Source organism: Mycobacterium gordonae (genome assembly GCF_017086405.1).
GTDB lineage: Bacteria > Actinomycetota > Actinomycetes > Mycobacteriales > Mycobacteriaceae > Mycobacterium > Mycobacterium gordonae_D.
Window position 1 is genome coordinate 4,615,402 of the sequence record NZ_CP070973.1, and the last position, 26,338, is coordinate 4,641,739.

Annotated in this window: 26 protein-coding genes; 11 read left to right on the forward strand and 15 right to left on the reverse strand. The window is 66.7% G+C overall.

The genetic code is table 11. From position 1 onward, the window contains the following. Positions 1-2: 2 nt before the first annotated feature. Positions 3-725: an HAD-IA family hydrolase gene (locus JX552_RS19750; RefSeq protein WP_205873624.1), complete on the forward strand. Its 723-nt coding sequence runs from the start codon at positions 3-5 to the stop codon at positions 723-725. A 64-nt stretch (positions 726-789) separates the two neighbouring features. Here the strand turns inward: JX552_RS19750 and hypE are convergent, their stop codons facing one another. The 4 genes from hypE to hypF are packed head-to-tail and all read right to left on the reverse strand — an operon-like array spanning position 790 to position 5,507. Beyond that, the gene (hypE, locus tag JX552_RS19755; RefSeq protein WP_205873625.1) at positions 790-1,857 is read right to left on the reverse strand and encodes a hydrogenase expression/formation protein HypE; all 1,068 of its coding nucleotides are present in this window, start codon (positions 1,855-1,857) and stop codon (positions 790-792) included. Continuing rightward, a complete protein-coding gene (gene hypD / locus JX552_RS19760; protein ID WP_205873626.1) occupies positions 1,850-2,953 on the reverse strand; it encodes a hydrogenase formation protein HypD in 1,104 nt (367 codons plus the stop codon). Before hypD ends, hypE begins: the two co-directional genes overlap by 8 nt. Beyond that, positions 2,950-3,225 (reverse strand): HypC/HybG/HupF family hydrogenase formation chaperone, encoded by a 276-nt coding sequence (locus JX552_RS19765; protein ID WP_205873627.1) that lies wholly within the window; start codon positions 3,223-3,225, stop codon positions 2,950-2,952. Before JX552_RS19765 ends, hypD begins: the two co-directional genes overlap by 4 nt. Further along, positions 3,198-5,507, reverse strand: coding sequence for a carbamoyltransferase HypF (hypF, locus tag JX552_RS19770; RefSeq protein ID WP_241010635.1), 2,310 nt, complete (start codon positions 5,505-5,507; stop codon positions 3,198-3,200). Before hypF ends, JX552_RS19765 begins: the two co-directional genes overlap by 28 nt. Before the next feature lie 176 nt (positions 5,508-5,683). Here hypF and JX552_RS19775 point away from each other — a divergent pair, with 176 nt between their 5' ends. The 3 genes from JX552_RS19775 (at position 5,684) to JX552_RS19785 (ending at position 9,533) form a co-directional block, all read left to right on the forward strand. After that, entirely contained in the window at positions 5,684-6,025 is a 342-nt protein-coding gene (locus tag JX552_RS19775) for a hydrogenase maturation nickel metallochaperone HypA (protein ID WP_205873628.1), read from the forward strand. A gap of 12 nt (positions 6,026-6,037) precedes the next feature. Further along, the gene (gene hypB / locus JX552_RS19780; RefSeq protein ID WP_205873629.1) at positions 6,038-6,838 is read left to right on the forward strand and encodes a hydrogenase nickel incorporation protein HypB; all 801 of its coding nucleotides are present in this window, start codon (positions 6,038-6,040) and stop codon (positions 6,836-6,838) included. Between the two features lie 409 nt (positions 6,839-7,247). After that, positions 7,248-9,533 carry a SpoIIE family protein phosphatase gene (locus JX552_RS19785; protein WP_205873630.1) on the forward strand — a complete coding sequence of 762 codons (2,286 nt, stop codon included), beginning with the start codon at positions 7,248-7,250 and terminating at the stop codon, positions 9,531-9,533. A gap of 107 nt (positions 9,534-9,640) precedes the next feature. Here JX552_RS19785 and JX552_RS19790 read toward each other — a convergent pair whose 3' ends face one another. From JX552_RS19790 to JX552_RS19835, 10 genes are all read right to left on the reverse strand, one after another. Then, a complete protein-coding gene (locus tag JX552_RS19790) occupies positions 9,641-10,090 on the reverse strand; it encodes an anti-sigma factor antagonist (RefSeq protein ID WP_205873631.1) in 450 nt (149 codons plus the stop codon). A gap of 102 nt (positions 10,091-10,192) precedes the next feature. Beyond that, positions 10,193-10,669 carry an ATP-binding protein gene (locus JX552_RS19795; protein ID WP_205873632.1) on the reverse strand — a complete coding sequence of 159 codons (477 nt, stop codon included), beginning with the start codon at positions 10,667-10,669 and terminating at the stop codon, positions 10,193-10,195. Between the two features lie 129 nt (positions 10,670-10,798). After that, positions 10,799-11,425 carry a class I SAM-dependent methyltransferase gene (locus tag JX552_RS19800; RefSeq protein WP_205873633.1) on the reverse strand — a complete coding sequence of 209 codons (627 nt, stop codon included), beginning with the start codon at positions 11,423-11,425 and terminating at the stop codon, positions 10,799-10,801. Continuing rightward, entirely contained in the window at positions 11,422-12,354 is a 933-nt protein-coding gene (locus JX552_RS19805; protein WP_205873634.1) for an SAM-dependent methyltransferase, read from the reverse strand. Before JX552_RS19805 ends, JX552_RS19800 begins: the two co-directional genes overlap by 4 nt. 477 nt (positions 12,355-12,831) lie before the next feature. After that, positions 12,832-13,695, reverse strand: coding sequence for a hypothetical protein (locus JX552_RS19810; RefSeq protein ID WP_205878567.1), 864 nt, complete (start codon positions 13,693-13,695; stop codon positions 12,832-12,834). Positions 13,696-13,784: 89 nt separating this feature from the next. Then, positions 13,785-14,396, reverse strand: a complete 612-nt coding sequence (locus tag JX552_RS19815; RefSeq protein WP_205873635.1) for an RES family NAD+ phosphorylase — start codon at positions 14,394-14,396, stop codon at positions 13,785-13,787. Further along, on the reverse strand, positions 14,389-14,901 hold the full coding sequence (locus JX552_RS19820; RefSeq protein WP_205873636.1) for a hypothetical protein: 513 nt from the start codon (positions 14,899-14,901) through the stop codon (positions 14,389-14,391). Before JX552_RS19820 ends, JX552_RS19815 begins: the two co-directional genes overlap by 8 nt. Positions 14,902-14,961: 60 nt before the next feature. Continuing rightward, a complete protein-coding gene (locus JX552_RS19825) occupies positions 14,962-17,838 on the reverse strand; it encodes a DUF4349 domain-containing protein (RefSeq protein ID WP_205873637.1) in 2,877 nt (958 codons plus the stop codon). Further along, positions 17,835-18,434, reverse strand: a complete 600-nt coding sequence (locus JX552_RS19830; RefSeq protein WP_241010636.1) for a MerR family transcriptional regulator — start codon at positions 18,432-18,434, stop codon at positions 17,835-17,837. The genes JX552_RS19825 and JX552_RS19830 overlap by 4 nt, the downstream gene beginning before the upstream one ends. Positions 18,435-18,487: 53 nt before the next feature. After that, entirely contained in the window at positions 18,488-19,438 is a 951-nt protein-coding gene (locus JX552_RS19835) for a helix-turn-helix transcriptional regulator (RefSeq protein WP_205873638.1), read from the reverse strand. A gap of 166 nt (positions 19,439-19,604) precedes the next feature. Between JX552_RS19835 and JX552_RS19840 the strand changes: the two genes are divergently transcribed. The 3 genes from JX552_RS19840 to JX552_RS19850 all read left to right on the forward strand — a co-directional run bounded on the left by JX552_RS19840 (position 19,605) and on the right by JX552_RS19850 (position 21,362). After that, on the forward strand, positions 19,605-20,327 hold the full coding sequence (locus tag JX552_RS19840; protein ID WP_205873639.1) for a GAF and ANTAR domain-containing protein: 723 nt from the start codon (positions 19,605-19,607) through the stop codon (positions 20,325-20,327). A gap of 70 nt (positions 20,328-20,397) precedes the next feature. After that, a complete protein-coding gene (locus tag JX552_RS19845) occupies positions 20,398-21,072 on the forward strand; it encodes a sensor domain-containing protein (RefSeq protein WP_205878568.1) in 675 nt (224 codons plus the stop codon). Continuing rightward, a complete protein-coding gene (locus JX552_RS19850) occupies positions 21,069-21,362 on the forward strand; it encodes a ferredoxin (protein WP_346779284.1) in 294 nt (97 codons plus the stop codon). Before JX552_RS19845 ends, JX552_RS19850 begins: the two co-directional genes overlap by 4 nt. On the opposite strand, the gene JX552_RS19855 is transcribed toward JX552_RS19850, so the two are convergent. After that, positions 21,355-22,029 carry a response regulator transcription factor gene (locus tag JX552_RS19855; RefSeq protein WP_205873640.1) on the reverse strand — a complete coding sequence of 225 codons (675 nt, stop codon included), beginning with the start codon at positions 22,027-22,029 and terminating at the stop codon, positions 21,355-21,357. The genes JX552_RS19850 and JX552_RS19855 overlap by 8 nt on opposite strands. A gap of 36 nt (positions 22,030-22,065) precedes the next feature. Between JX552_RS19855 and JX552_RS19860 the strand changes: the two genes are divergently transcribed. From JX552_RS19860 to JX552_RS19875, 4 genes are all read left to right on the forward strand, one after another. Continuing rightward, positions 22,066-23,352: a sensor histidine kinase gene (locus JX552_RS19860; RefSeq protein ID WP_241010639.1), complete on the forward strand. Its 1,287-nt coding sequence runs from the start codon at positions 22,066-22,068 to the stop codon at positions 23,350-23,352. 103 nt (positions 23,353-23,455) lie between these two features. Next, entirely contained in the window at positions 23,456-24,727 is a 1,272-nt protein-coding gene (locus JX552_RS19865) for a cytochrome P450 (protein ID WP_205873642.1), read from the forward strand. Next, positions 24,724-25,830: an NDMA-dependent alcohol dehydrogenase gene (locus JX552_RS19870; RefSeq protein WP_205873643.1), complete on the forward strand. Its 1,107-nt coding sequence runs from the start codon at positions 24,724-24,726 to the stop codon at positions 25,828-25,830. The genes JX552_RS19865 and JX552_RS19870 overlap by 4 nt, the downstream gene beginning before the upstream one ends. Positions 25,831-26,015: 185 nt before the next feature. Beyond that, the gene (locus JX552_RS19875) at positions 26,016-26,321 is read left to right on the forward strand and encodes a hypothetical protein (protein ID WP_205873644.1); all 306 of its coding nucleotides are present in this window, start codon (positions 26,016-26,018) and stop codon (positions 26,319-26,321) included. Positions 26,322-26,338 lie beyond the last annotated feature (17 nt).

Sequence of the window (26,338 nt, forward strand, 5' to 3'; positions counted from 1 at the left end):
ACGTGGCGCTGCAAGCCGTCATCTTCGACGTCGACGGGACGCTGGCCGATACCGAGCGCAACGGTCATCGGCTGGCGTTCAACGACGCGTTCGCCAAACACGGCCTGGACATCGTCTGGACGCCCGAGGCCTACGGCCGCCTGTTGGCGATCGCGGGTGGGCGCCGCCGCATCACCCATGACCTGCGGGCGCGGGGGTTCGGCACCCGCGCCGGCCGGTTGGCCGAGGACGTCCACCGCACCAAGACCGCACTGTTCACCGTGCGCGTTCTCAACGGAGCGATCTGCGCCCGCCCCGGCCTGTCGAAGCTGATCGCCGACCTGCACCGGTCCGGTGTCCGAGTGGGCATCGCGACGACCGGACGTCGGCGATGGGTGGAGCCACTGGTTCGGCACGTGGTCGGGGACGGCGTCGCTGAAGTGATCGTCACCGGCGACGACGTCGACCGGCTCAAGCCCGACCCGCAGGCCTACCTGATGGCGCTGGGGCGGCTGGCTTTGCCGGCCGAAAATGTTCTGGCCGTAGAGGATTCAGCAATCGGCTTACGGGCGGCACGCACGGCCGGGCTGGCCACACTGGTGGTGACCAACGGCTACACCGTCGATCAGGATTTCACCGGTGCCGCCGCGGTGCGATCGGGGTTCGATCAGCCGGGGCAGCTGCTGACCGACGGCTGCCGCGAGGTGCATGAACGCTGGTGGGCGGGTCCAACCAATCGAGAGTGAACTGCACGACGCTCGATCGCGGTGCCGCGTCGTGGGATTCAGTTTCGGGCCGAAGTCCCGCCCCTCAGCAGATCCGCGGAAGCTGTTCACCCAGTTGGCGTTCGATCACCTGCGTGGTTCCGAACGGCGTCTTGCCGACCACCATACCCGGATGCTCCCGGACGACGCGGCCGATGATTGCCGCATCGGCACCTTCGGGTCGTGCCCGCATCGCCTCGAGTACCACTTCGCTGTGCGCCGGGTCGACGAACGCCACCATCTTGCCCTCGTTGGCCACCTGCAGCGGGTCCAGCCCCAGGAATGAGCAGGCCGAGGACACCGTTTCCGGAACGGGAATCACCGCCAGATCAAGTTCGATCCCCACCGATGCGGCGCGCGCGATCTCGACGACCGAAGCCACCAGTCCACCCCGGGTGGGATCGCGCAGCGTGTGTACGGCAGCTCCCCCGGCCCCCAGCATGGCGGCGACCAAACGGTGCAGTGGAGCGCTGTCGGTGGTCACCACGGTGCCGAAGTCGATGCCTTCGCGCACGCTCATGATCGCCACGCCGTGCTCGCCGACGTTGCCCGAGACGATGATGTGGTCGCCGGGGTGAGCCCGTTCCGGCCCGATCTGCACCCCGGGTGGGACCACACCCACCCCGGCGGTATTGACGAAAAGGCCGTCGGCACTTCCCTTGGCGACCACCTTGGTGTCGCCGGTGACGATGCCGACCCCGGCTGTCGCGGCAGCCTTGCCCATGGTTTCGGCGACGGCCCCGAGCACATCGAGTTCCAGCCCCTCCTCCAGGATGAAGCCGGCCGTCAGCCCCAAGGGCTGGGCCCCGCTGCACGCCAGATCGTTGATGGTGCCGTTGACCGCCAAGTCCCCGATATTGCCGCCGGGGAAGAAAAGCGGTTGCACCACATACGAATCCGTGGTCAGTGCGATGCGCCCGCCGGCGACATCGAGCAGCGCCGAATCACGCGCCGCGCCGGGCACACCGCCGAATGCGGGCAGGAACAGGTTCTCGATGAGTTCCTCGGACAGCACCCCTCCGCCACCGTGGCCCAGCACGATGCGTTTAGTCTCACGCAGCGGCAGCGGGCATACCCAGTCGGCGGGGTCGATCGCGACGGGCGGCTCAGGCATGCGCGGACGCTTCCAACCGCCGGAACTGGTAGTAGGCGGCGCAGGCGCCTTCGCTGGACACCATGGTGGCGCCCAGCGGCGTGCGTGGCGTGCAGGTCTTCCCGAACGCCGGGCATTCATTGGGTTTGAGCAATCCCTGCAATACTTCCCCGCTGCGGCACTCCGCGGACTCGGCGACCCGCAGGTGCCCGACGCCGAACTTCAGCTCGGCATCGAACTGCGCGTAGCGCGGCGACAATGTCCACCCCGACTTGGGGATCATGCCGATCCCCCGCCACTGCCGGTCGGTGACCACGAAGACGTCGGCGAGAGTCTGCTGGGCGACGGTGTTGCCGGCGGCGGTCACCGCGCGGGGATACGCGTTGCGCAACTCCGCAGTTCCGGCCTCGAGCAGATCCACCACCTGACGCACGCCCTCCAGCAGGTCCAGCGGTTCGAATCCGGTGACCACGATGGGAACGTGGAATTCCTCGACAAGGGGACCGTATTCACCGGTGCCCATCACCGTGCAGACGTGACCGGCCGCCAGGAAACCCTCGACCCGGTTGGTCGGCGAACTCAGGATGGCCGTCATCGCCGGCGGCACCAGCACGTGCGAGACCAGCATCGAGAAGTTGGTGAGCCCCAGGCGCTGGGCATGCACCACCGCCATCGCGTTGGCCGGCGCGGTGGTCTCGAAGCCGACCCCGAAGAACACCACCTCTTTGTCAGGGTTGTCCGCGGCCACCCGGGTTGCATCCAGAGGCGAATAGACGATCCGCACGTCGCCACCCCGGGCGCGGACCCCGAACAGGTCTTGACGACTACCCGGCACCCGCAGCATGTCACCGAAGGAACAGAAGATGACGTCGTCACGCCCCGCAATCTCCAGGGCCCGGTCGATCATCTCCAGCGGCGTCACACAGACGGGGCAGCCGGGCCCGTGGATGAACTCGACCGCGCCCTCCAGCAATTGGTCGATTCCGTTGCGGATGATCGAATGCGTCTGTCCGCCACAGACTTCCATGATGGTCCAGGTCTTGGTGGCGCGTCTCTTGATGTGGTCGACCAGCGTGCGGGCGGCCGTCGGGTCACGGAACTCGTCCAGGTACTTCATGCCGGTTCCCTCCTACTCTGTCCCTGGTCGCCGGCCAGTTCCTCGTCGAGCACCCCGAGTTCGTCGAACATGCGCAGGGTCTCCTGGGCCGAGGCCTCGTCGAGCCGGGTGATCGCGAATCCGGCGTGCACGATGGTGTATTCGCCGATCTGCATGTCGGGCAGGTAAGCCAGGCACACCGTCTTGGTGGTGCCACCGAAGTCGACGGTGCACATCCGCGTCCCCGCCTCCTCCCAGGTGTCGACTACCTTGCCGGGAATTCCGAGACACATACGCTGGTCCCCCTTTCTTGTCGCTGTGCCGCAATCACGGCCTGACCCAACGCGAGACCACCGTCGTTGCACGGCAGCACCGCATGCGTCAGCACTTCAAATCCCATGTCCGTCAATTTGTTGCGCAATCCTTCACGCAGTAACCGGTTGACGAAGACACCACCGGTCAGCCCGACGGTGCCGATCCCCGCCGCCGCCTGGCCAACCGCCTGCACCGTCGCAGCGATCACCGCGGCATGAAATCCCGCCGCCAGATCGGCTGCCGGAGTCCCCCTGCGTAACCCGCGCACCAATCCGACGATCAGCGGAACCGGGTCCAGAACCCCTGTGGCCACGGCGAACTCCAGTGGCACCGCACGGCCCCGGCGGGCCAGGTGCTCGAGTTCCACCGCCGCCTGTCCCTCGTAGGTGACGTCCTGACAGACGCCGAGCAGGCTGGCCACCGCGTCGAACAAGCGGCCCATACTGCTGGTGGCCACACAGCCGATGCCGCGCGGTATCTGCTGGCCCAGCACATAGCGCTCCTGATCGCTCAAGCCGTCGACCGCCGCAATGCCTGGCGCCCAGTCGATCCGAGCCCGGTGCAACAGATCCAGCGCGATCCGGCCGGGCCGGCGCACTGCCCCGTCACCCCCGGGTAGAGCGAACGGCTTGACGTGGCCCACCCGGGTGAACGACGCGGGATCGGTGACCATCAGAAATTCGCCACCCCAGATGGATCCGTCGGTGCCGTAACCGGTGCCGTCGAATGCCACGGCAAGCATCGGCGTTCCGAGCCGTCCGTGCTCGGCGAGCAGCGACACCGCGTGAGCGTGGTGGTGTTGGATCTGCAGTATCGGCCGGCCCTGCCTGCGCGCCCACGTGGTGGTCGCATAGTTCGGATGCAGGTCGCAGGCGATCAAGCCCGGACAACTGTCGGTCATGAACGCCAGATGGTCCAATGCGGATTCGAAGCAGGTTTGGGTGCGCGGGTCGGCCATGTCGCCCAGATGCGACGACATGTGTGCATGCCCGTCGGGAGACATCAGACAGAAGGTGGTCTTGAGATCGCCGCCGGTGGCAAGGATCGGCGTCCGCGTCGTCGTCACGGGTACCGAGACGGGCAGGGGCGCATAGCCGCGCGAGCGCCGGATGGGCACCACACCACCGTCGGCGTCGACCGCGAGAACCGAGTCCTCGCACGGCACGTGGATCGGCCGGTCATGAGTCAGCACCGCATCAGCCAGGCCGTCGATCCAGTTCAAATCGGCATCGCGGAAGACGATCGGTGACCCGCCGCTATTGGCCGAGGTCAACACCAGCGGCACCGGACCCAGCCGATCGAACAGCAGGTGGTGCAGCGGCGAGTACGCCAACATCACCCCGATTTCGGACAAGCCCGGGGCCACCGCTGCCTGCACCGAACCGTCCCGCCCGGGCAACAGCACAATCGGCGCAGCCGGCGACCTCAGCAGGTTGGCCGCCGCCCGGTCGACCCGGCAGATGGATTCAGCCGCACCGACATTAGCCGCCATGACGGCAAATGGCTTGGCGGGCCTAGTTTTCCGTCGCCGCAACTCGGAGACCGCGGCAGCATTGTCGGCGCGACATGCCAGGTGAAAACCGCCGATTCCCTTGACCGCGACGATAAGTCCGTCATCGATGGCGGCAACGGCCGCACCCAGCGGGTCGCCGCCGGCGCCGGGGCCGTGCCAGGCCAGGGTCGGCCCACAGTCCGGGCAGGCGATGGTCTGGGCATGGAAGCGGCGGTCAAGCGGGTTGCGGTACTCGGCTTCGCACCGAGCACACATCGGGAACTGCGCCATCGTGGTCGCCGGCCGGTCGTAGGGCAGATCGGTGATGACCGTATAACGCGGGCCGCAGTTGGTGCAGGTGATGAAGGGGTGCCCGTAGCGGCGGTCGTCGGGATCGCGCAGTTCCCGCAGACAGTCGTCGCAGATGGCGATGTCGGGCGGCACCAGGGTGCGGCGGTCGTCGCCACTGCGGCTGCCGACGATGCGGAAACCGGAGTCGCCGATCGGCGCCACCGGGGTGGTCCGGATCGAATCGATCCGGGCCATCGGCGGATGATCGGTGGCGATGGCCCGGGCCGCAGCATCGACCGCCTCAACCGGCCCCTCCAGCTCGCAGTGCACCGCTCCGGAGTCGTTGTAGACACAGCCGGAGAGCCCGTGCCGCGCTGCGATACGCGCAACCGCGGGACGGAATCCGACGCCCTGGACCACTCCCGCGATGTCGAGTCGCAGCCGCACGCTCGTCAACGTGTCACTTGGACTGCCCACCCCAACCTCCTGAGCAGCGATGGACCCCCGGGCCCGCAGGGCTGGCGGCACGGGCGGTCTCGCTCAGGGTAGACCTGGACAAATATGCCGACAATCACAATTTCGCACACAAAGTCTGCGTTTTTCCGCACTCAATCTTCGCGACACCGATAACTCTGAGAGGGCAGCATGGTGTAATGCACGAGTTGTCGCTCTGCCATGCCATCGCGGGCGTGGTGAAGCCACACGCGGCAGGCCGTCACGTCGACGTGGTCCGGGTCCAGGTTGGCGCGCTGCGCCAGGTGGTACCCGAGTCGCTGGAATTCTGCTGGTCGCTGGTGTGTCAGCACCTCGATGAGACGATGATGGACACCGCCCTGGAACTCGAATTCGTCGCCGCCGAGGTGGACTGCCGTGGCTGCGGCCAACGGTCGCAGATCGAGTCGCGGTGGTCGGTGTGCTGCCCGCAGTGCGAGAGTGCCGACGTCGAGGTAGTCCGCGGCAACGAATTCCTGGTCACCTCGGTTCAGGTGTCATGAAAGGTCAGGCGAATGGGTAGATTCCACCGGCACGACGACGGCACGGTGCACAGCCACGAACACCACGACCACGACCACGACCACGGTGATCACAGCCACGGTGACCACGGTGACCACAGTGGCTATGCGACCGGTTCGCAACGCATCGAGGTGCTGGAGTCGATCTTCGCCGAAAACGATTCCCGCGCAGACATCAACCGCGCGGCATTCGAGAGCAACGGCATCCGCGCCCTGAACCTGATGAGCTCACCGGGCTCCGGCAAGACCACCGTGCTGGCCGCCACCCTCGACGAAATGACCGGCGACCTGGCCGTGGGAGTGATCGAGGGAGATATCGCCACCGATCTCGATGCCGCCAAACTGGGCGGACGCGGCGCCCAGGTGTCGCTGCTCAACACCAACAACGGGTTCGGCGGCGAGTGCCATCTGGACGCCCCGATGGTCAATCGCGCCTTGCAGGGACTCGACCTGCCGCAACTGGATCTGGTGATCATCGAAAACGTCGGTAACCTGGTCTGCCCCGCCGAATTCGACGTCGGCGAACACGCCAAGGCGATGGTGTACTCGGTTACCGAGGGCGAGGACAAGCCGCTGAAATACCCGGTCATGTTCCGGTCGGTCGACGTCGTGCTGCTCAACAAGATCGACCTGGTCCCGCATCTGGACGCCAACGTCGAGACCTATATAGACCATGTTCGCCAGGTGAATTCGACCGCGACGATTCTGCCGGTGAGCGCGCGTACGGGCGAAGGCATGACAGCGTGGTTCGACTGGTTGCGGCAATTCGCCGGGTTGTCGGCACGGCGGCGCTAACCGACGGTCCGCAGCCGTGTGAGATTGCCGACGGCGACGTTGTCCCGCACGATCGGCTCGAATAGTCGCCAGTTTCGCCTGCAAGCAACCAAAGCCGTTCATTTGCAGCATATTTGCCGAACCACCGCTGCTCGGTGTGTTCGCGACAGTCCACGAAAAGGTGCACCAAAAGAGGTATAACGCCCACGGCTGACGTGGCGGGCCGTCGCGAATATGCGTAGATTGTCTATAGGTTGAGATCCCAGCCTTTCGTCGATATTGCGCGGATTGAGTTTCGCGGATGCGGGCATCCGCTTGAATTCTTTTCCGCCGACAGAAGCGACGCCCCGTTCGGGGCCGCAGGAGAATCTGTGCTTGAGCGTCGGTCCCCTGCCGAGCAGGTGGTATCCAGAACCGATTCGGCAGCGTTGTGAGCAGCGGCCAGCGGCGTCTCGCGCTATCGAATCCCGACGGTCAGGCGGTACCCGACCTGCTCCCGGCCGGCACCCCCGTCGACCTGGACAACTGCGCCCGCGAACCCATTCACATCCCCGGCAGCATTCAGCCGCGCGGTGTGCTTGCGGTGGTCCGCGAGCCCGAATACGAGGTCCGGCAAGTCAGCGCCAACGTCGGCGAGCTGCTCGGACGCTCAGTTGAAGACGTCGTAGGACACCCATTGTCGGCTCTGATCGGCGACGAGCAGGCTGCCCGGGTCGAGCAGGCGGCATCGACCTTCGGGGATCTGAGCCAGCGCAACCCGCTCGAGTGTGACATCGACGTCGCCGGGGAGTCACGCGCCTTCGACGCCATCTTGCGCCGTGAGCCCGGCGGCATCCTGTTGGTCGAGATCGAGGTCGCCTACGGCGAGCGGCCATTCTCCTTCCCTAACACCTACCAGGCGGTGCGCAGCTCGGTGGAGGAGCTGAACCGAGCCGATACGCTTGCCGAGCTGTACGCCATCACCGCGCGCGCGGTGCGCGACCTGACCGGATTCGACCGGGTGATGGTGTATCGCTACGACGAGGACTACAACGGCGAGGTCGTCGCCGAGTGCAAGCGAGAAGACCTCAATTCGTTCCTCGGTCTGCATTACCCCTCGACCGATATCCCGGCGCAAGCCCGGGCGCTCTACGAGAAGAACTGGCTACGGCTGATCGACGACGTCGACTACACCCCGGCACCCTTGGTGCCGGCCGTCGACCCCGACTCCGGGAATCCACTGGACCTCACGTACGCCACATTGCGCAGCGTCTCGCCCATGCACATCGAGTATCTGCAGAACATGGGCGTGCACGCGTCGATGTCGATCTCGTTGCTGCGGCACGGTCGGTTGTGGGGGCTCATCGCCTGCCACCACTACGCCGGCCCCCATCTGCCGCCCTTCGGCACCCGGGCGGCGGCCGAGTTCCTCGGATCGACCCTGTCGCTCCGCTTGGTCGACCGGTTCGAGGGCGACCAGCTGCACAAGCGGCTGTCCGCCCAGGCGGTGCTGGCCAAACTCACCGCAGCGGCGCTGGACGACGGCGAACCGCTGTCCGCGGCGCTGCTCGGCGCACCCGACCTGCTGGACCTGGTGCAGGCCGACGGCGTCGTCGTCGACATCCAGGACGACTACCGGGCACTCGGCTCGGTTCCGCCGCCGCAGGTCGTCTCCGCGGTCGCGGCCTGGGCGCGCGGTGCGGGCGACGAGATCGCCAGCACCGACTGCCTTTCCCACGAGTTGCCCGACTTCGACCTCGATCAGCAGTTGGCGGCCGGCGCACTCGCGCTCAATCTGCCCGACGGGCAGTGCGCCATCTGGTTCCGTCGGGAGGTGTTGCGCTCGGTGGATTGGGGCGGCGATCCGCACAATAAGACGACCGTCGTCGGCGAGGGTGACGAGGTCCGCCTCAGCCCCCGTAAGTCATTCGACCGCTGGCGCGAGATCGTCCGCCAGCGCAGCGAACCGTGGACCCTGAGCGAGATGGAGTCTGCCGAGTCGCTGCGGCGCCACCTTGTGGAGTCGCTGTACCGCCGCACCCGGGGCGCGCTGCGGGTGGCCGAACGGGTGCAGCGCAGCCTGCTGCCCGAATCCATCCCCGAACTGCCCGACTGGCACCTGTCTGCGCACTACGAGCCGGCCGCCGGCGACAACGTCGGCGGTGACTGGTACGACGCGTTCGAGCTGCGCGACGGCCGATTGGTCGTGCTGATCGGCGATGTCGCCGGACACGGCATTACCGCGGCCGGGACCATGGCGCAACTACGCAACGTCCTGCGCGCCCAGTTGTTCGCCGGCGCCACCCCCGCCGAGGCACTGGATCAGTTGAACGCCTTCTGCCTGCACATGATGCCCAGCGCCTTCGCGACCGTCGTCGCCGCACGCGTCGACCTCGCCTCCGGGTGGGTCGAGGCCGCCTGCGCCGGCCACCTGAAGCCGTACCTGACGAATTCGTCCCCAAGCGCGAACCAGGCACCGATTCGGCTGTCACCGCCCATCGGCGTCAGGGGCGTCACGTATGAGCACAGTGCGTTCACCGTCGAGCCGAACCACGGGTTGGTGCTCTACTCCGACGGCCTGGTGGAGCGGCGCGGCGAGTCGATCGACGATGGCCTGGACCGGCTGGCTCAAACACTCGGCCGCGGCAACACCGCGCCGGCATCGTGGATCTGGACGCAGATGGCCTCGGACAATGTCGACGACGACGTAACAGTGGTCGCCCTGCGCCGGCCCTGACGGTGATCGCGAGCGCGGCGAAGCCGGGCGACGCCGGTCACCGCAAATCAAGCCTGACGGTCATCGCAAGCGCGGCCCGTGCGGGTCAGCGCAGTCGGACCCGACGGTTAGCTGGCCTGCTCGCGGCCGTGCTCCACCAGCTGCAAGCACTGTGGGGCGCTCTCATACACGGGGAGCACGTCGCTGAGGCCGCACGCGGCGACGGTGCGCGCGACCGACGGCTGCGTGCTGATCAGGCGCATCGCGATGCCGCGTTCCCGGCACCGGTTGGCCTCCTCGGCCAGCGCCAGCAGCGACGAGCACGAGATGAAGTCGACGCTGTTGACGTCGACCATGAACTGTTGCGGCGCGCTGGCGAACGCCGAAGCCTCCGAAAGCAGCAACCGCCAAGTGTCGTCGTTCAACGCGTCGATCTCGCCACCGACATAGACAATGACGGCAGCGTCGAAGCCCTGCACCGCCGCGCGGAGGGTGCTGGTATCCGCCCCCAGCTCAGAGACCAGTCGAGCGCTCAACCGTAAGGGAGCGGCGAACACTTCGGTGGCGGCAAGACTCATGACGCGCTCCTCGGCCTCAGAGGACCCACTGCTGTGGACTGGCAGTCCCGTGTCTGGAACCTGACGAGGATTAGCCGTATTCGCGGTGCTTGAAACCCCGCTTCAGCAAGCCTGGCTGAACATGAAGCTTTTCGGCGGGCACTCGTAGAACCGAAGGCACACGGTGGTGCCGTCGTTACCTCCGTTGATCATGCAGTCATCGGAAAGTGCACGCATCAGCAGAATGCCGCGGCCACGCACGCTGGAGACCTCGAAATCGGGTTCCAGCCAGCGGCCGTGGTCGACGAGCTCCACCGTCAACTCGGTGGTGCGCGGGCAGTACGTGATCTGCATCGTCATGGTGCCCGCGCGGTCGACGACGCGATAAGCGTGGTCGGCGCAGTTCGACATCGCCTCGTCGGTGGCCAACACGATGTCGGCCGTCCGCTCCTCGTCCAACTGGAGATGCCGATCCAGCCACTCGCCGAAAGCGTGGCGGAAGGCGGCCACGGTGCGCGCGTCCGCAGTGCCCGTGTGGGCATGAGACGACCTGTCGGCCTCACCGATGCCGACGGGATCGCTTGATGTGGAACCGCTCACGGCTTGTCGGCTACCCGATTGCCTCCGCGGATACACCTGATGTGATCGGTCCCCCATAGATTTCTGGGTCTTGTCGTCCTATCGTGACCGCCGCGTTACGCCCGCCGGTGCCGATCGTCGCCGTCAAATTCAGCCTTTGGTGCCTACCGTGATCAGGTCCGAAATGATCTGGGTCCAGACCGGACGACGGATGCGGTGCTGGTCGCTGACGGTGAATCCGGCTTCCTCGAACAAAGCCTGCATCTCCGCGGGCGGCGGATTGTGCTGCGGCTTCCAGTGACTCGGAAGCTGAAGGAGGTGCCGTCGTGCACTCAGGGTCGCGACGGCCACCAACCCGCCCGGTGCCAGTACACGGTGAAATTCGCGCAACGCCGCTGGCTGGTCGAAGAAGTGAAACGCCGAGGTAGTCACGACCGCGTCGAGCGTTCCGTCGTCGAACGGAAGCTGCTCGGCCGAGCCTCGCAGCCAATGCACCCGATCGGATTTGGTGCGAGCCTGCGCCAGCATGCCGTCGGACATGTCGACGCCGTGAACCGCATCGGGCTGCAGTTCCCGCTCGATGCGGTCACTGAGAATTCCTGTTCCACAAGCGATGTCGGCGACCCGGCGGGATTGATGGACACGTAGCGCGGCGATCACCTCGTCATGCGGCGGCCGATACACCCAGTGCTGAAGAAACGGCAGGTCGTAGGCCGGCGACAAGACGCTCCACATCCCCGTCACGGCGCTGTTCAGTGTGCGGCGCGGTGCGCTCACTTAGGCAGAACCGAGGCGTAGTAAACGGTGTCGGCCATCGATACTGAGTCGTGCGATTGCGGCACGGCCTCGAGCCCGTTGTCGGCCAGCAACTGGCTCATCGGGATTCCCTGCGAGTGCCACCCCAACTCGTCGAGATACCCGGCCACGTCTTTACGCTCGCCCTCGAAACCCAGGTCTTCCCAGTCCAGCTCGAACCCGTGCTCGCGCCACTTGGCGGTGGACCGGCGCATCATCGCCCGCGCCTGTTCCACATTGCGCTCGGGTCGGGCCGGGATGGCTTCCACCGCCAGCCTGCTGCCGTCGGCGCTGAGCGCGGTGATGTTGTCCATCAGCAGGTCTTGTGCTTCAGGCGGGAGATATCCGAGCAGACCCTCGGCAATCCATGCGGTGGGCCGCTCCGGGTCCAGGCCGGCACCGCGAAGCGCCGTGGGCCAGTCCTGCCGTAGGTCGATGGCGACAATGCGCAGGTCGACCGTCGGGGCCGCTTGCAGTTGGGCCAGGGTGCTCGTCTTGAAGGCGATCACCTCGGGCTGGTCGATCTCGAACACGATCATGTCGTCCGGCCAGCTCAGGCGGTAGGAACGGGCGTCCAGACCCGATGCCAGGATGACGGCCTGGCGGATGCCGGCCTGCGTCGCGTCGTGGAAGAACGAGTCGAAAAAACGGGTCCGGGCGGCCATCGCGGCGGGCATGTGCGCCAGCTTCCAGTTCGACTCGTCGTCGTCGACATCCGCCGCGACGAGGTCACCGCTGACCCATCGGGTGAAGAAGTCAACACCGACGGCGCGTACCAACGGTTCCGCGAACCGGTCGTGGATTACGGGATTGTCCGCGTTGGTCGCGATCGCCCGAGCAGCAGCCACCATGGTCGCCGTGGCTCCCACGCTGGTGGCCAGATCCCAGCTGTCGTTTTCTGTGCGTGGCACGCCTGTCTCCCAGCATCCGTCCGAAAAGTTATTTAGCTAGTTTAACACTTAGCTAGGGTAATAACTCGCCGGAATGCGCGGTGTGAAGGAGCTCACTGGCGTGTCGCCATCTAGCGTCCGCGCCCCGGCCCCCCGGGCCCGCCGGGGCCGCCGGGCCCCCCGGGACCACCGGGCCCGCCCGGGCCTCCGGGACCACCGGGGCGGCCCGGCCCGCCCGGTCCGTTCGCGGCGGGAGCCACGAACACACACTCGTTCAACTGGACGCTCCACGCCCAACCGGGAGCGCAGTCGTCCGCGCGACTGACTGCCGGCACCACGAATGCCGGTAACACGCCGCACGCGAGAACGACCGAGCCGATTGCGCACCGCCGGAGGAATCTGACCATTGCACGCCTCCCCTGTGTCGGCGTCCGGCGATCGCCGGACGCCAGGTCGATTGTCCTACCCGGGGCCGCGCGTAGGTAGGGGTTCGCCGGACTAACCGAACCGCAGTCCCCGCTTGCGCCCCCAGAGCACGGCCACCAAGGTTCCGATGAACCAGACCGCCAGAGCCATCGCGAGATGGACGAAACTCTTAGTGTCGCGGCCGAATACCGGTCCGATGGCCGCGGGTATCTGCGTCCACATCACGCGGTGCTCGATCCCACCCATCGGATCGGCGACGTAGTACAGGGCGTAGGGCAGCGTGACAGCCAGCAGCCAGCCGGCCGTGCGGCGCAGGTTCCGCCGCTGCCGCCACCGGCGGAGCAGCGGCTCGGCACTCACCGGGTGCAGCACCGAGATGACATTGCCGACGCCGAGCCACGACACGACGGGCACCGCGACGTTGGGGATCGTCATGGCCATCTGCGGCACGCCCTCCTTCCACACCGTGAGCGCCGCCGCCGCCGCCAACGTGGGCAGTCCCACGATCACGATCAGCGCCAGGTTCTTGATCACCAGCACCCGCCACAGCGGGACACCGTCGGACAGGCCCTGCGCGACCCGATAGTGGTCGCCGCCAAGCAGGTTCGTGGTGGTCACATCGGCCAGCACGAAGGAGGAGAAGTAGGTGCTGACCAGGACCACCCAGTCGAGCTGATAGTGGTGAAAGTGGCGGGTGACGTGATTGCCGTGAACGACGGACAACGGCTGGACCAGCAACCACACCACAGCGAGCACCAGGTTGGCCATAACACCGGACAACCAGGTGCGCGGCGGATGGAAAGCCCAGCGGATCTCGGCTGCCACCGCCGACAGCAACGGTCTATCGAAGTCCGTGGCGGCCCGCCGCGCCGCGGCCGGACGGGGGGCCGACGCACGGGCCAGGGCGCGCAACGCGGTGCGCACCCGCTGGTGCATGGGCGCCTCGGGCGTATCTGTCTCCGACATGTACTCCTCACCAGGACGGCTGTGCGTGCACGGTACCCGGCACCGGCGGGGGTGTCGGATCAGATCTCCCAATTGACCGTGAAGTCATGCCGCAGCACCAGATCGACCAGGACGTCGGTTCGACTCGCGAGGAACCATACCTGCGCGGCCAACGCGTCGTGGGCGAAGAATGCGTAGTTGATCGACGTTTCGGGGGTCGTGCGCGACCGGTAGACGATGGCGTCCAGATCGGGCCACCAGCGCCTGGCCGCGTCGGCGAGGTGATGGCACTGCCGCCACACTCGCGCGCGTTGGCCGGTGCTGATCTGGTCGTCGACATCGAGGGCATCGAGGTTGCGCTGAGTCCGCAGATCGAGAATCCGCAGCGGCCGGGTCGAGACGAGTCGAATCAGGTATTGCGATGCGTGGTCTGCCGGGATGGTGCGGCCGGTGTCCCGGTAGCGCTCGCGAAACGCCCCCTCAGCAGCCGTTGCGGCGTAACGGGTGCGGAACGCGCCTGAAACCGGATCGAACCGGAAGCGCGGTTGCGGGAATCCGTTCCACGTCCAGTCAGTGGGCTCGGCGGCTTCCACTCGCCACAATTGGACGCCGGCAGGCACCGTTCGGCTTGCCAGGCCGGCCGGGCGCTGAAACGGCAGCGAGCGCCGGTATCCGCCGGGAAGACTAGGCACCGACGGCGTTGAGCAGCTGCCAGGCGGTGTTCGCGGTCGTCTTGCGGCGCAGCGCCTCCGAGATCGACGCGCCCGACAGCTCCTCGCGCTTGATCCGCATGATGCGATCGGCGACCACCGGGTCGGACGTGAACCGCGACAGCAGGATCAATATCTGTGGGAGATCTGGACGCAACCGGCCACCGTCGAACTGCCAGCCCGGGAACCACGTGTTGTTGCCGACCGTGACGCCGAGCACCTTTCCGCGCCGGCGCAATTCGTGCACGGCCTGCGGAGTCTCGTAACCCAGCCGCGACTGGACCTCCTTGGTCGGCAGCGCCCCGGTCCGGAAATCGCTCAGCACAGCGCCGCGCCGCTCGTTGTTGAGCGTGCGGGCGGCGATGCGCTCAAGTTCCTCCATCGGCACCGTCGGCGCCTCGAGCAGCGCGTCGAGAAGCTTCGCGAAATCGGGGTCACGCCGGACGCGTTCCTCGACCTGGCTGACGAGCGCATTGACAGGAGACATGACGTCATTCTATCCCGCGTCGATCCAATTGAAATAATTGAAACAGAAGTCGGGCGCCGCTCAGTCCTCCTCCGTGGCGGCACCACCGCTCGCACGCGCTACGGACATCCGCCGCATCACCAGCACCAGACCCAGCACAGGCAGAGCCAACAACGCCAGCCAGGGCACCAGGAATCCGGCCCGCAGCAGGCCGCCATGTGCCGCCGCCAGCACCGAGTGCCACCCCCGGTCCAACTCGCCGAAGAAGCCCGGGTGCGACACCGTCGACTCCGCGGAAATGTTGACAGTGATTGTGGCGTAGTCGATCTCGTCATGCAGTGTGCCGCGCTGCGCCTTGAGCGAATCCAGCTCCGCCTGGCGCTGCGTCAGCGAGGACTCCGCGGCGAGCAGGTCGGCGACATTGCCGGCTTTGCCCATCAGCTCCAGCAGGCGCCTGACCGAGGTCTGCAGTGCGTCGATACGAGCGTCGAGATCGACGCGTTGGGTGGTGACGTCGGTGTGGGTGATCGACATCGACTGCACGGTCCCCAGTTTCTTCGCGTCGGCCAGTAACCCGTCGAGCTTGTCGGCCGGAATGCGCATCGTGATGCCGACCACCGGCGACGACGCACCCGACTGCTCCGATCGCGAATCGACTCGCCCGCCTGCATCATTCACCGCGGCAACGAGGCGTTCGGCCACGGCGCCGGGATCACGGACCACCAGCCGCAGCGACCCGTTGGTGACGATGTCGCGTTTGAAGTTTTCGTCCGGCGGAGGCGCCAACGGCGCCGGATTGACGGTGCTCTGGTCGGCAATGCCACCGCCCATGGTCTCCGGGATCGTGCCGCTCGCCGGGGCACGGCGTGGGTCGGGTGTTTCGGTCAACTTGCCACCCACCACACCGTCGCGGGTCGCGATCGATGGACCACCCCGCCCGACCGACCACACCCAGCCCCCACCCAGAACCAGGACGGCCAGCACCGCCACCACAATCACATTGCGCAGCTTGACAGTTCGCGCCTGTGCCGTCTTGACGCTGGGTCGCGAACCGCCCGCAACGGAGACCGGGGACTCGATTGGGCCAAGGTCCCAACCGGCCGGCGCCTCGACCGGCTGCATGACCCGGTGTGGCAATTCACCCGTGGCGACGATCGGCCCGTCCAGCGAGACGTACGCGGTGAACCGGCACAACACGCCGAATCGCAGCGACGTGTCGACGATCCGCTTCCCCAACTCGGCTGCGGAACTGTTCCCCGATGCCGAGGCGTAGCGGTCCTCCAGGTCGCGCAGGTGTGCCCGTGCCCACACTGCAGTCAAAGCCGGCGCTTCGCGACACTGACCGGCAACGGAGACCGACCACTCAGCACCGCTTCGGTCCCTGCCGCGCACGATCATCGACCCCTCCGCGGCGCCCCGATACCTCCCACTCACCACCAGCGGCACACCTGCCAACGCGTCCGGTAGCCGCGCCGGCGTCGTGGTGTTGTCGATGACGCTCAGGCCGTCGCAATGCACCGACAGCGAATGCGCCAGGGGTGCGGCGACCCGACGGTGGATCGCTTCCATCGCCTCGTCGAGACGATCCTCGCTTTCCACCAGCTCACAGTGTCCCCCGCCGGCAGTGGCCAGACGGCTCAGGAAGCCGGCGTTCACCGCTTGGTCGACACCGACTGCAACTACCCGGACCCGCCGCAGGTCCGCGGTGAGTCCGCGCAACACCTGGTCCTCGTTGCCGACCTGCCCGTCGGTGACGAGGATGACGACCCGGTCGCGGTCACGGCTTTCCCGCAGCAACTCCAGGCCCGCCCGCAGCGGCGCCAATAGCTCACTGCCGCCCTCGGACTCGACCCCGGCGAGGTGCTCCACCGCGCGAAACCGGTTGCGGTCGGTGGCCTCGATCAACCCACCGGGCAGCCCTGCCGGGCGCTCTATCCGGTCGTTGAAAGTGAGCACCGCGAAACGGTCGGCGCTGGTGAGCGTATCGATGATGCGCGCCGCAGCCCGTCGCGCGGACGACATCTTCCAGCCGCCCATGCTCGCGGAATGGTCGAGCAACAGCACCAGATCCCGGGGGCGGAGCGACGCGCCGGACGGCGGCGGCAGAACCGTGAGCTGGTAGGTTCCCTCCTCGCCGTCGGCGTCGGGTATCAGCAGCAGCGAGTCGGTGATGTCGTCGGCGCCGTAGCGCAGGCGCAGCACGAGGTCCCGGTCGGCGCGCTGGCCAGGCACAATCCGGATACGTCCGCCGTCGGCGGGTTCGGTGGGCAGGCTGGACCGGACCTCGGACAGGGTCAGACCGGCTGGGTCGATGCCGACGTCGATGGTCAGCGCGACCGGGCGTGCGAAGCCGGGCAGCAGCACCGGTGGCGTGATCCGCGAGGCGTCGGGCACAGCGTCGGTGTCGTGGGCGTATCCGTCCCCGACGGCGACATCGTCGAGAGGTTCACCCGAGATGTGGCGCGGCGCAACGACCAGCGGGAAGCGGAACGTCGCCTCGCCGTCGGCATAGGTCAGCGGGCTGACGAGGGTGATTGCCACGCTGACCTTTTCGCCCGGCAGGATGTTCCCGACCCGCATGGTGAAAACATCCGGGCGCTCCTCCTCGGCGATCGACGCCCGCCGGCCGGCAGTGACCGCACGGTCGTAATCTCGCCGGGCCGATTCGCGTTCGGCCAGTGCGGCCGCCACGGCGCGGCCGTTCGCGGTCATGCGCATGCCGGTCACCGCCGCTCGGTCCGGCAGCGGAAACACGTAGCTGGCCTCCAGCGGTCCGTCGAAGGTATTGACGAATTCCTGGGTCACTTCGATCTGGCTGGTGAGCCCGGTGATGTCGGCCCGTACGTCGATGCGATCCAGCGGGAGCTTCCCACGTTCGGTACGCAGCGTGCCCACGCTGGGGCCGTCGGTAGCGCACTGCGCCTCAACGTCGGTCGTCGACGTAATGCGGACTGTCATAACGGGCTCCGATCATCGAGGGACAGCAGGCCGCGATCGGCCAGAAATTCCAGCAACGGCGCGGCGGCCGCGCGTATCGCGTGAATGTCGCTGTCGTCCGGTCGCGCCGGCAACAACAACATCGCCCCCCCGGGCAGGCTCACTGCGGCGAGAGCCGTGACCGTGTCAGCGCTGTCGATCGTTGGTTCAACAGCAGGTCGCTCGGCCCAGAATCGACTCCGGCGGCCCTTGACCGCCGGCACCGCTGCCGGCGCACCCGGCTCGGTCGTGGTTTCTGCGGACATACCGGCGAGCCGCCGCAGGGTCTCGTCGGTGGCTCCGGCCAACGTCGCCTGGATCTCGGCCAACGAATACCCTTGAGCCTGAAGCCGTTTGACGGCGACGATCTGCAGCAGGTGCCGGGTGCGGTAGATCGCGTTGCGCCCCTGCATGACCGGCCGGTCGACGAGTCCAGTCGTCGTATACCAGCGCACGGCGCGCCGGTCGGGTAAATCGCGGACCCGCCCGTTGGGCGATCCCGGATACGCGGCACCGGCCAGGGCGGCGCAGACCCGCCCTACCAACTCGTCCAGCGTCCAGCCCGCCTGCTCCGGCATGGCACCGATACTGACACTGTTACCGTGACACTGTCAACGTCCTCCGGTGGCACTCACTCGAGCAAGGTCACGTGCGGACTCTTGCCGTAGTGCTGCCGGTAGTAAGCGGCGAAGCGCCCCATGTGGCCGAACCCCCAATTGCGGGCGATCTCACCCACGGAGGTGGTGTAGCGGTTGCCCGCGACCAACTCGAGGTGAGCGTGGTGCAGACGCACCTGCCTCAGATACTCCGTCGGGGTGCAGTCGCGGTGGTTGCGGAACATGTATTGCAGTGCCCGCGGCGTTACGAAGATCGCGTTGGCGATGTCGGTCAGCGAGATGTCGGCGTGTGCGTTGTCGTCGATGAAAGCTATTGCCTGGCGCAGCAATTGGGGCGTGCTATCGCGGCGGTCCTGGACCGTGGTGTCCAGCACCGCGGTGCTGGGGAACGCGGCCAGCATGCTCGCCGCCAGATAACGCCGAATCGTGCTGCTGATCAACGGTTCTGAGACGACCTGCAGATCGTCGGACACGCTCCGGCAGACGTAGTCGGCGACGCCCAGCAGGTGTCGCTTGGATTCCTGCGAGACCGGCACCAGCCCGGTCAGCCGCACGGGTGCATCGCCCGGTCCGGTCGCCACCTCGTTGAGCGCGCACCGGTCGATGGACAGGACGTCACAGTGGGTGCGCGCGACCCAGCCGGTGAATGGGCCGCCCTCCGAGCCGTCGTACGCCGCGACGTCGTCGGGGCCGAAGATCAGCTGCCGGTGCTTCATCCACTCGTAGACGAAGGTGCCGGAGCGCATCCGAGCCAGGTAGATACGGTCGGGCGGATTCGAGCGAAAGCCCAGCTCGCAGCCCAGCTGTATCTCGTCGACAGCGAGCGACCCCAGGGTCGTTCGGCTGATGCGGGTGCGCCCCAGCTCGCTGCCGGGTTGGCGGAACAGCTGTACTCGCTCATAGGCAGCACAAATACCGTTCACAGCTTCGGTGAGATCAGTGGTGTCAAGGAGAACGGTCGACATCGCCACGTTCCATTCAGTCGGCAACAACACACGGCATCGTGGTTGAGCCGATCTTGTCCTTCAGTGTCCACTACGCGAAGGCAAAAGTCACGCTCAGGTTCGCTTGGCGGCCTGAGCAGCGAAGTCTGCTCCGATATCGTCGAAATTGCGCATCCGGCGGGACCGAATGGGGAGAAGACAGCTGACGGAGGAAGGCCGTGGCAGGGACGTTCATCACCGCATAGCCGACCTTGCCCGAAGTTTGCACGATAGTCCCCCGGCCGCGGCCGACACGGTGGCACAGCGCGTGGTCGAATACGCCGTCTACGCCGTTGACGCGGCGCAGTACGCCGGAATCACCCTCGTGACCCCGTCCAGCGAGGTTCAGACACCGGCGTCGACGCACCACTACCCAAGACTTCTCGACGAGATCCAGGATCGGCACAAGCAGGGCCCCTGCTTCGTGGCAGCCTGGCACCAGCACACCATCCGGATCACCGATCTGAGTGGAGACAATCGCTGGCCGCGCTACCAGCGAGACGCACTGGCTGCCGCGCCGGTCCGGTCGATCGTGTCGTTTCGCCTATTCGCCTCCGAGCACACCATGGGCGCACTGAACCTTTACGCCGACGAACCTGGCGCGTTTGACGAAGCGGCCGAGGAGATCGGCTACGTCCTGGCCACCCACGCGGCGCTGGCCTGGGACACCGTGCGACGCGAAGACAATTTCCTGAGTGCCCTGGCCAGCCGCGACGTCATCGGACAGGCCAAGGGCATCCTGATGGCCCGGTTCAACATCAATGCCATTCAGGCGTTTGAACTGCTCAAACGACTCTCGCAGGAACGCAACATGAAGCTGGTCGACGTGGCCCACCAAATCACCCGGGCGACAAACATCGGCGACATCTGACGCGGCGCAGCAACCTCGTCGCGCGCCTCGAGAGCGGGTCGTGGATGCTGGGATTGTGCGCAACTCGGGAGTGATTCGATGCCTCCTTGTCTGCTGCGTTGCGCTCTCGGGCTGCACCAGCGTCGTCGACGGCAGGCCGCAGGCAGCACCGAGAGGTCCGACGTCCGGCGGACCCATTCAACCGTCCCAGCTCGAGGACCTGCTGACGCGGTCCGGGTCGTTCTCGGCGGTGGCGGGGAGTCCGCTCATCGAGGACGACATGCAGTCCGCGCTGTTCATCGGCGCGGATCCGGCCGACTGCCACGGCGTCGTCGCCTTCGGCCGCTATCCCCTGTTCCCGACGAACTACACCGGGCGCGAGGCGCGCACCCAGCAGGACCACCGGACCGACCAGCATCAACTACTGGAGGTGTCGGCCACCTATCCCGCTGACTTCGACGCGGCGACGTTCCTCGACGCGGTTCGCAAGGCGGTGACCGGGTGTCAGCATCCGGTCACCGCCTGGGGCGACGACGGCCACAAGATGACGGTGAACCCGACGCCGTTGACCCAGACTCCGCCCGAGGCCGCCCAATGGTCGACCAAACTAGCTGGCCAGCAATGGATTTGCGAATTCGCGGTGCTGGCCAAAGCCAACGTCGTCGCCGAGATCGTCACGTGTTCGCCGGACCGCTCGGTAGATCTCGGGACGCTGGTGACCAAGCGGCTCAAGAAGATCAACGAGCTGCTGAACTCGCGGTCGTGACCTGGCCCCCGCAGGCCACTCGTGGCGCGGGTGGGCCGCCCATCGCGTCGCTGCGGTGCGGATACTCGATCCCGACCGTGAAATCCGGAGGTGTCATGCACGTCAACGTCGACTATGAGGTGTGCGAGGGCCACGGCCAGTGCCTGCTGGCCGCACCGGAGGTGTTCGATCTGCCGGACGGAGCCGACCAGGTGGTCGTGCTCGACCCGGATCCGCCGGAGGCCCAGCGCCAGTTGGTTATTCAGGCGGCCGCGATGTGTCCAGCACAGGCGATCCGAATGCTCAACTGATCCGGTTGGTTTCGGCGGCCTCGTCCAGAATCCCGAACCGGCCGGCCAATGCGGCGGCCGCAATGCGGTTGCCGACCCCGAGCTTGTGCAGCAGCGCGGCAACCATCCGTTTGGCGGTGCGCTCCGACACCAGCATGCGCTGGGCGATGTCACCGGTTTCCATGCCGGTCGCCAGCAGCGTCCAGAGCCGAAGATCCTGGACACTGAGGCTGTCCGACAGCGCCGACGGCGGCTTGCGGGTGTTGCTCAACAGGGCGTCGAGCAGCGCACCGTCGATCACCCGCAATCCCTCGGCAACCGTCCACAGTGGCCCGGCCAGCGCCTCCGGACGCGCCGTCTTGGGCAGGAAACCGTCGGCGCCGGCGCGCAATGCCTCTTCTGCCAGGCCCAGGTCGTCGGTACCGGACAATGCCAGTATCCGGGTGCCCGGGTGGCGGGCCTTGACATGCCGAATCGCGGCTACCCCGCCCAGCGGCGGCATGGACAGGTCGATGATCGCCACGTCGGCTTTGCAGCGGGCCACCAGGTCGGCCGCCTCCTCGACGTATGTCGTCTGGCCGCCTACGGTGAACAATTCGCCCCATTCGCGGGTGAGCAGCAGGGCCAGGCCCTGCGCGAACAGCTCGTGGTCGTCGACGATGACCACCACGTACGGCGAGCGGGTCATTGCCGTGATGCTAGACCAAACCCTATGGTCAGCCAGGTGAGACCGCTCGATGAGCTCAGGGCGGACGTCGGGGCCGAGGACTACGGACTGGCCCGCACGGTCGTCGCGGTACGGGTCGCCGTGGTGATCTCGATCGGTGCGCTGTTGGCGATCGGACCATACTGGGTCCGCGAACATGCTGCGGCCACGGTGGTCGTGCTCGGCGCGGCGATGGCCTATGCGGCCACACTGATGGCCCACCCGCAGTTGGAGGTTCGCCGCACCCGCTATGCCTGGCTGGTGACCGCGTTCGACGCCGCGTTCACCCTGGCACTGATCGCGTTGAGCGGCGGCGTGTACAGCCCGGTGGTGTCGGTACTGGCGCTGGCCGTCATCGCCTCCGCGGCCCGGCTGTCTCTGGTCGAAACCTTCTTGCTCGCAGTGCTTTTGGGAGCAGCGTACGTGCCGGTGGCATTGACGGCATCACCCCGGCAGCCCGTCACCGCGGCGCCGGCGCTGTTGGCAGGCTGGTCGGCGCTGTACTTGCTGTTCGTCGCGATCATCACCGCCGGGTTGTCCGCGCTCGCCGAACGGGAACATCGGTCCCGGGTCTCAGCGCTGGTCGAAGCCCAAGCCGAACATGCTGCCGCTGAGGAGGAACGTGACCTGCGGGCCCGTCTGCTGCGCTCCTACCAATCCCAGCAAGACGGGCTCCAGGTCCTCGTGCACGAATTCCGGACTCCCGTAACGTCTTTGGAGGCGCTGACCGAGGCGCTCACCTCGGGAGCGCCGATGACGGACGGTGACCGGCGGACCAGTCTGCAGCTGGTGGCTCGACACGTGCGGCATATCGCCGACATGCTCGAAGCCCTGTCCGACGTCGCGCTGAGCCGCCGCCCGACATTCACGACGGGCCAGGTACGCCGCGTCGACGTCGCCGATCTGATCCTGGGCGCCGCCGACGCGGTGGAGCTGGCACCGCCGCGGCTGCAACTGAAGGTCGACGTCGGGGCTGTTGCGGTGGACGCGCAGGCGCTGCGGCGCGTGCTGACCAATCTACTCGAGAATGCCGCCCGGCACGGCCGAGGCGAACCGGTCGACGTCACCTGCTGGCGCGACGGCGAGGAGTTGGTGGTCGCCGTCGCCGACCGCGGTCCGGGTGTCCCGGCCGCCAGCCTGGGTGAGCTGACCACGAAATACGTCAGCGTCGGCGGTCAGCGCGGCACCGCCGGTCTGGGCCTGTGGATCGTCCAGCAGATCGTCGAGGCCATGGGCGGTCGGGTGGACTTCGCCGCGCGCGATGGCGGCGGGCTGATCGCTACTTTCCGCGCACCGGTGACTTGACCCGTTGGCCCACGCAGGCCAGTGATTGGCACGCGCGCCGGTGCCGCAGCCGCTTCCCCCTGGTCAGCATGGTTGCTATCTCGGGCGAGAAAGGGACTTACGGATGACCGCACCCACCACGAACCCCACCTATAAGGACATCGACCTGAGCGCCCGTGCGTTCTGGGCCAAACCCCCCGAAATGCGCGACGCCGCATTCGCGGTGCTGCGCGCGGAGAGCCCCTTGCCGTGGAGCCGGCCGGCGGAATCAGACCTGCTTCCTCCGGAGCTCAACAATCGGGGCTTCTGGTCGCTGACCAAGCAGGACGACATCCGGATGGCCAGCCGCCACCCGGAGATCTTCTCCTCAGCCCAGGGCATCACGATGGAGGATTTCGCCCCCGAAGCGGTCGAGATCGCGCAGTCGTTCATCGCGATGGACGCCCCGCGGCACACCCAGTTGCGCGGCATCACGACCGAGGCGTTTAAGCCGAAGAACGTGCGCCGGCTGGAGAGCTGGATCCGCGGCCACGCTCACGATCTGGTCAGCGAGATGGCTCACCTGGGCGAGGGCGACTTTGTCCAACTGGTGTCGGTGAAACTGCCCGGTCGGATCTTCGGCAGTTTCTTCGGATTGCCCGAAGGCGATCTGCGCGACAAGGCGGTCACCGCGGCCCAGCGGCTGGTGGGGTGGACCGACCCGAACATCCGCGGCGAGCAGGGCGAACTAGAACTGTTCATGGGGGCGGTGCTGGATCTGCATGCGGTGGCATCGGAATTGATCCCGCAACGGCGCGACCACCCGGGAGACGACCTGATGACCTGGATGGTGCAGGCGGAGTTCGACGGCAAGAAGATGACCGACGACGAACTGCGCGCCTTCTTCGTCCTGATGGGCGTGGCGTCCAACGACACCACCCGACATGCCTCGGCGCACGCGATCGCCGCCCTGTCGAAGTTCCCCGACCAGCGCGCGTTATTGGTCGAGGACGTCGAGGGCCGGGTCGGCACTGCGGTGGAGGAGGTGCTGCGCTGGGGATCACCGTTGCTCCACATGCGCCGCACCGCCACCCAGGACATCACCGTGCGCGACGCGGAGATCAAGGCCGGCGACAAGGTCGTGCTGTGGTACTACTCCGGCAACCGCGACGAAGACGTCTTCGCCGACCCGCACACCTTCGACATCCTGCGAAACCCTAACCCACACATCGCATTCGGCGGCGGTGGTCCACACTTCTGCCTCGGCGCCGCGCTGGCCCGCACCATGCTCAAGGCACTGCTGACCGAGGTCTACACCCGCATCCCCGACATCTCGGCGCCCGAGCCGCAGTATGCGCTGGCCAACTTCATCAACGGCATCAACAGCCTGCCCGCGACCTGGACACCGGAACGATGAAGACCAAAGCCGCGGTGCTGTGGGGCCTGCACCAGAAGTGGGAGGTCGAAGAAGTCGACCTCGACGGCCCTAAGCAGAACGAGGTCTTGGTCAAGCTGACCGCGAGCGGCCTGTGTCACTCCGACGACCATCTGATCACCGGTGACATGCCCATGCAATTGCCGGTGGTCGGCGGCCACGAGGGCGCCGGCGCGGTGGTTGAGGTCGGCCCTGGCGTCACCGAGATCGCCGAAGGTGATTCGGTGGTGCTGAGTTTCATCCCGGCGTGCGGCCGTTGTGAACCGTGCGCGCGCGGCATGAGCAACCTGTGCGTGCTGGGCGCGGCGATCATCGCCGGACCGCAGCTCGACGGCACCTTCCGGTTCCACGCCAGGGGCCAGGATCTGGGCCAAATGTGTTTGCTGGGAACGTTTTCCGAGTATACGGTGGTCCCGATGGCTTCCGTCATCAAGGTCGATCCGGGCACCGCACTGGACACCGCGGCGCTCGTCGGATGCGGGGTCACCACCGGGTACGGCAGCATGGTCCGCACCGGTGCGGCCGGTGAGGGCGACGTCGTGGTGGTGATGGGTGTCGGTGGCATCGGCATGAACGCGGTTCAGGGGGCCCGCATCGCCGGCGCCCGTGTCATCGTTGCGCTCGACCCGATCGAGTACAAGCGAAACCGGTCGCGGGAATTCGGCGCCACCCACACCGCGGCGACGGTGGAGGAGGCGCTTACCCTGATCACCGCTCTGACCCGCGGTCAACTGGCCGACGTCTGCGTCGTCAGCACCGACTCCGCCGAAGGCGCCTATGTGGCGCAGGCTTTGAGCCTGGTCGGCAAACGCGGCCGGGTGGTGATGACCGCCATCCCCCACCCGACCGACACCAGTGTCGCGATGTCGCTGTTCGATCTCACGCTGTACGAAAAGCAGGTGCGCGGGTCACTTTTCGGTTCGTCGAACCCACGTCGCGACATCCCCCGGATGCTCGACCTCTACCGCTGCGGGCGGCTGAAGCTCGACGAACTCGTCACTCGCGAGTACGCGCTCGAGGAGATCAACGAAGGTTACGCCGACCTGCACGCCGGGGTGAATCTGCGGGGATTGATCCGCTTCTGATCGCGCCCGGTCGTGTCAACTCGCCCTCGACCGAAAAATATGTTATTTGCAATAGTTTCATTAGGGTCGATTATGACAAGCGCTTTGACGCCTGAGCAGCTACGATCCCGAAAGTTAGCGCCGTGGCGACGACGCTAACTCGTCCGGAACCTCAGATTGACCCGTCAACTATCAAGGAGTGCTAGATGTTCGAGGAAAAGTCAGCACCTGCGCAGTCGCAGCCTCGGCGCGCGCGCCAGCCAATCCGGTTGATCTGGGTTGCCGCGGTAATCGCTGGCGTCGCGGTCAGTTTCGGCGCGGCGGAAGCTCAGATTCTCAGCAACGCACCGGCCTCGATCACCGCGACGCCGGAAGATCCCTGCCTGTACAACAACACCTGTGGCCTGGAAAGCCAGATCGCCGAAGATGAAGCAGCAGGCCGGGATTTTCAGGCGTATTGCGACGAACTGAAGCTGAAGAACATCACCGTCCCGGAATGCGAGCCCTCCTGATCACAGGCCACACCGGC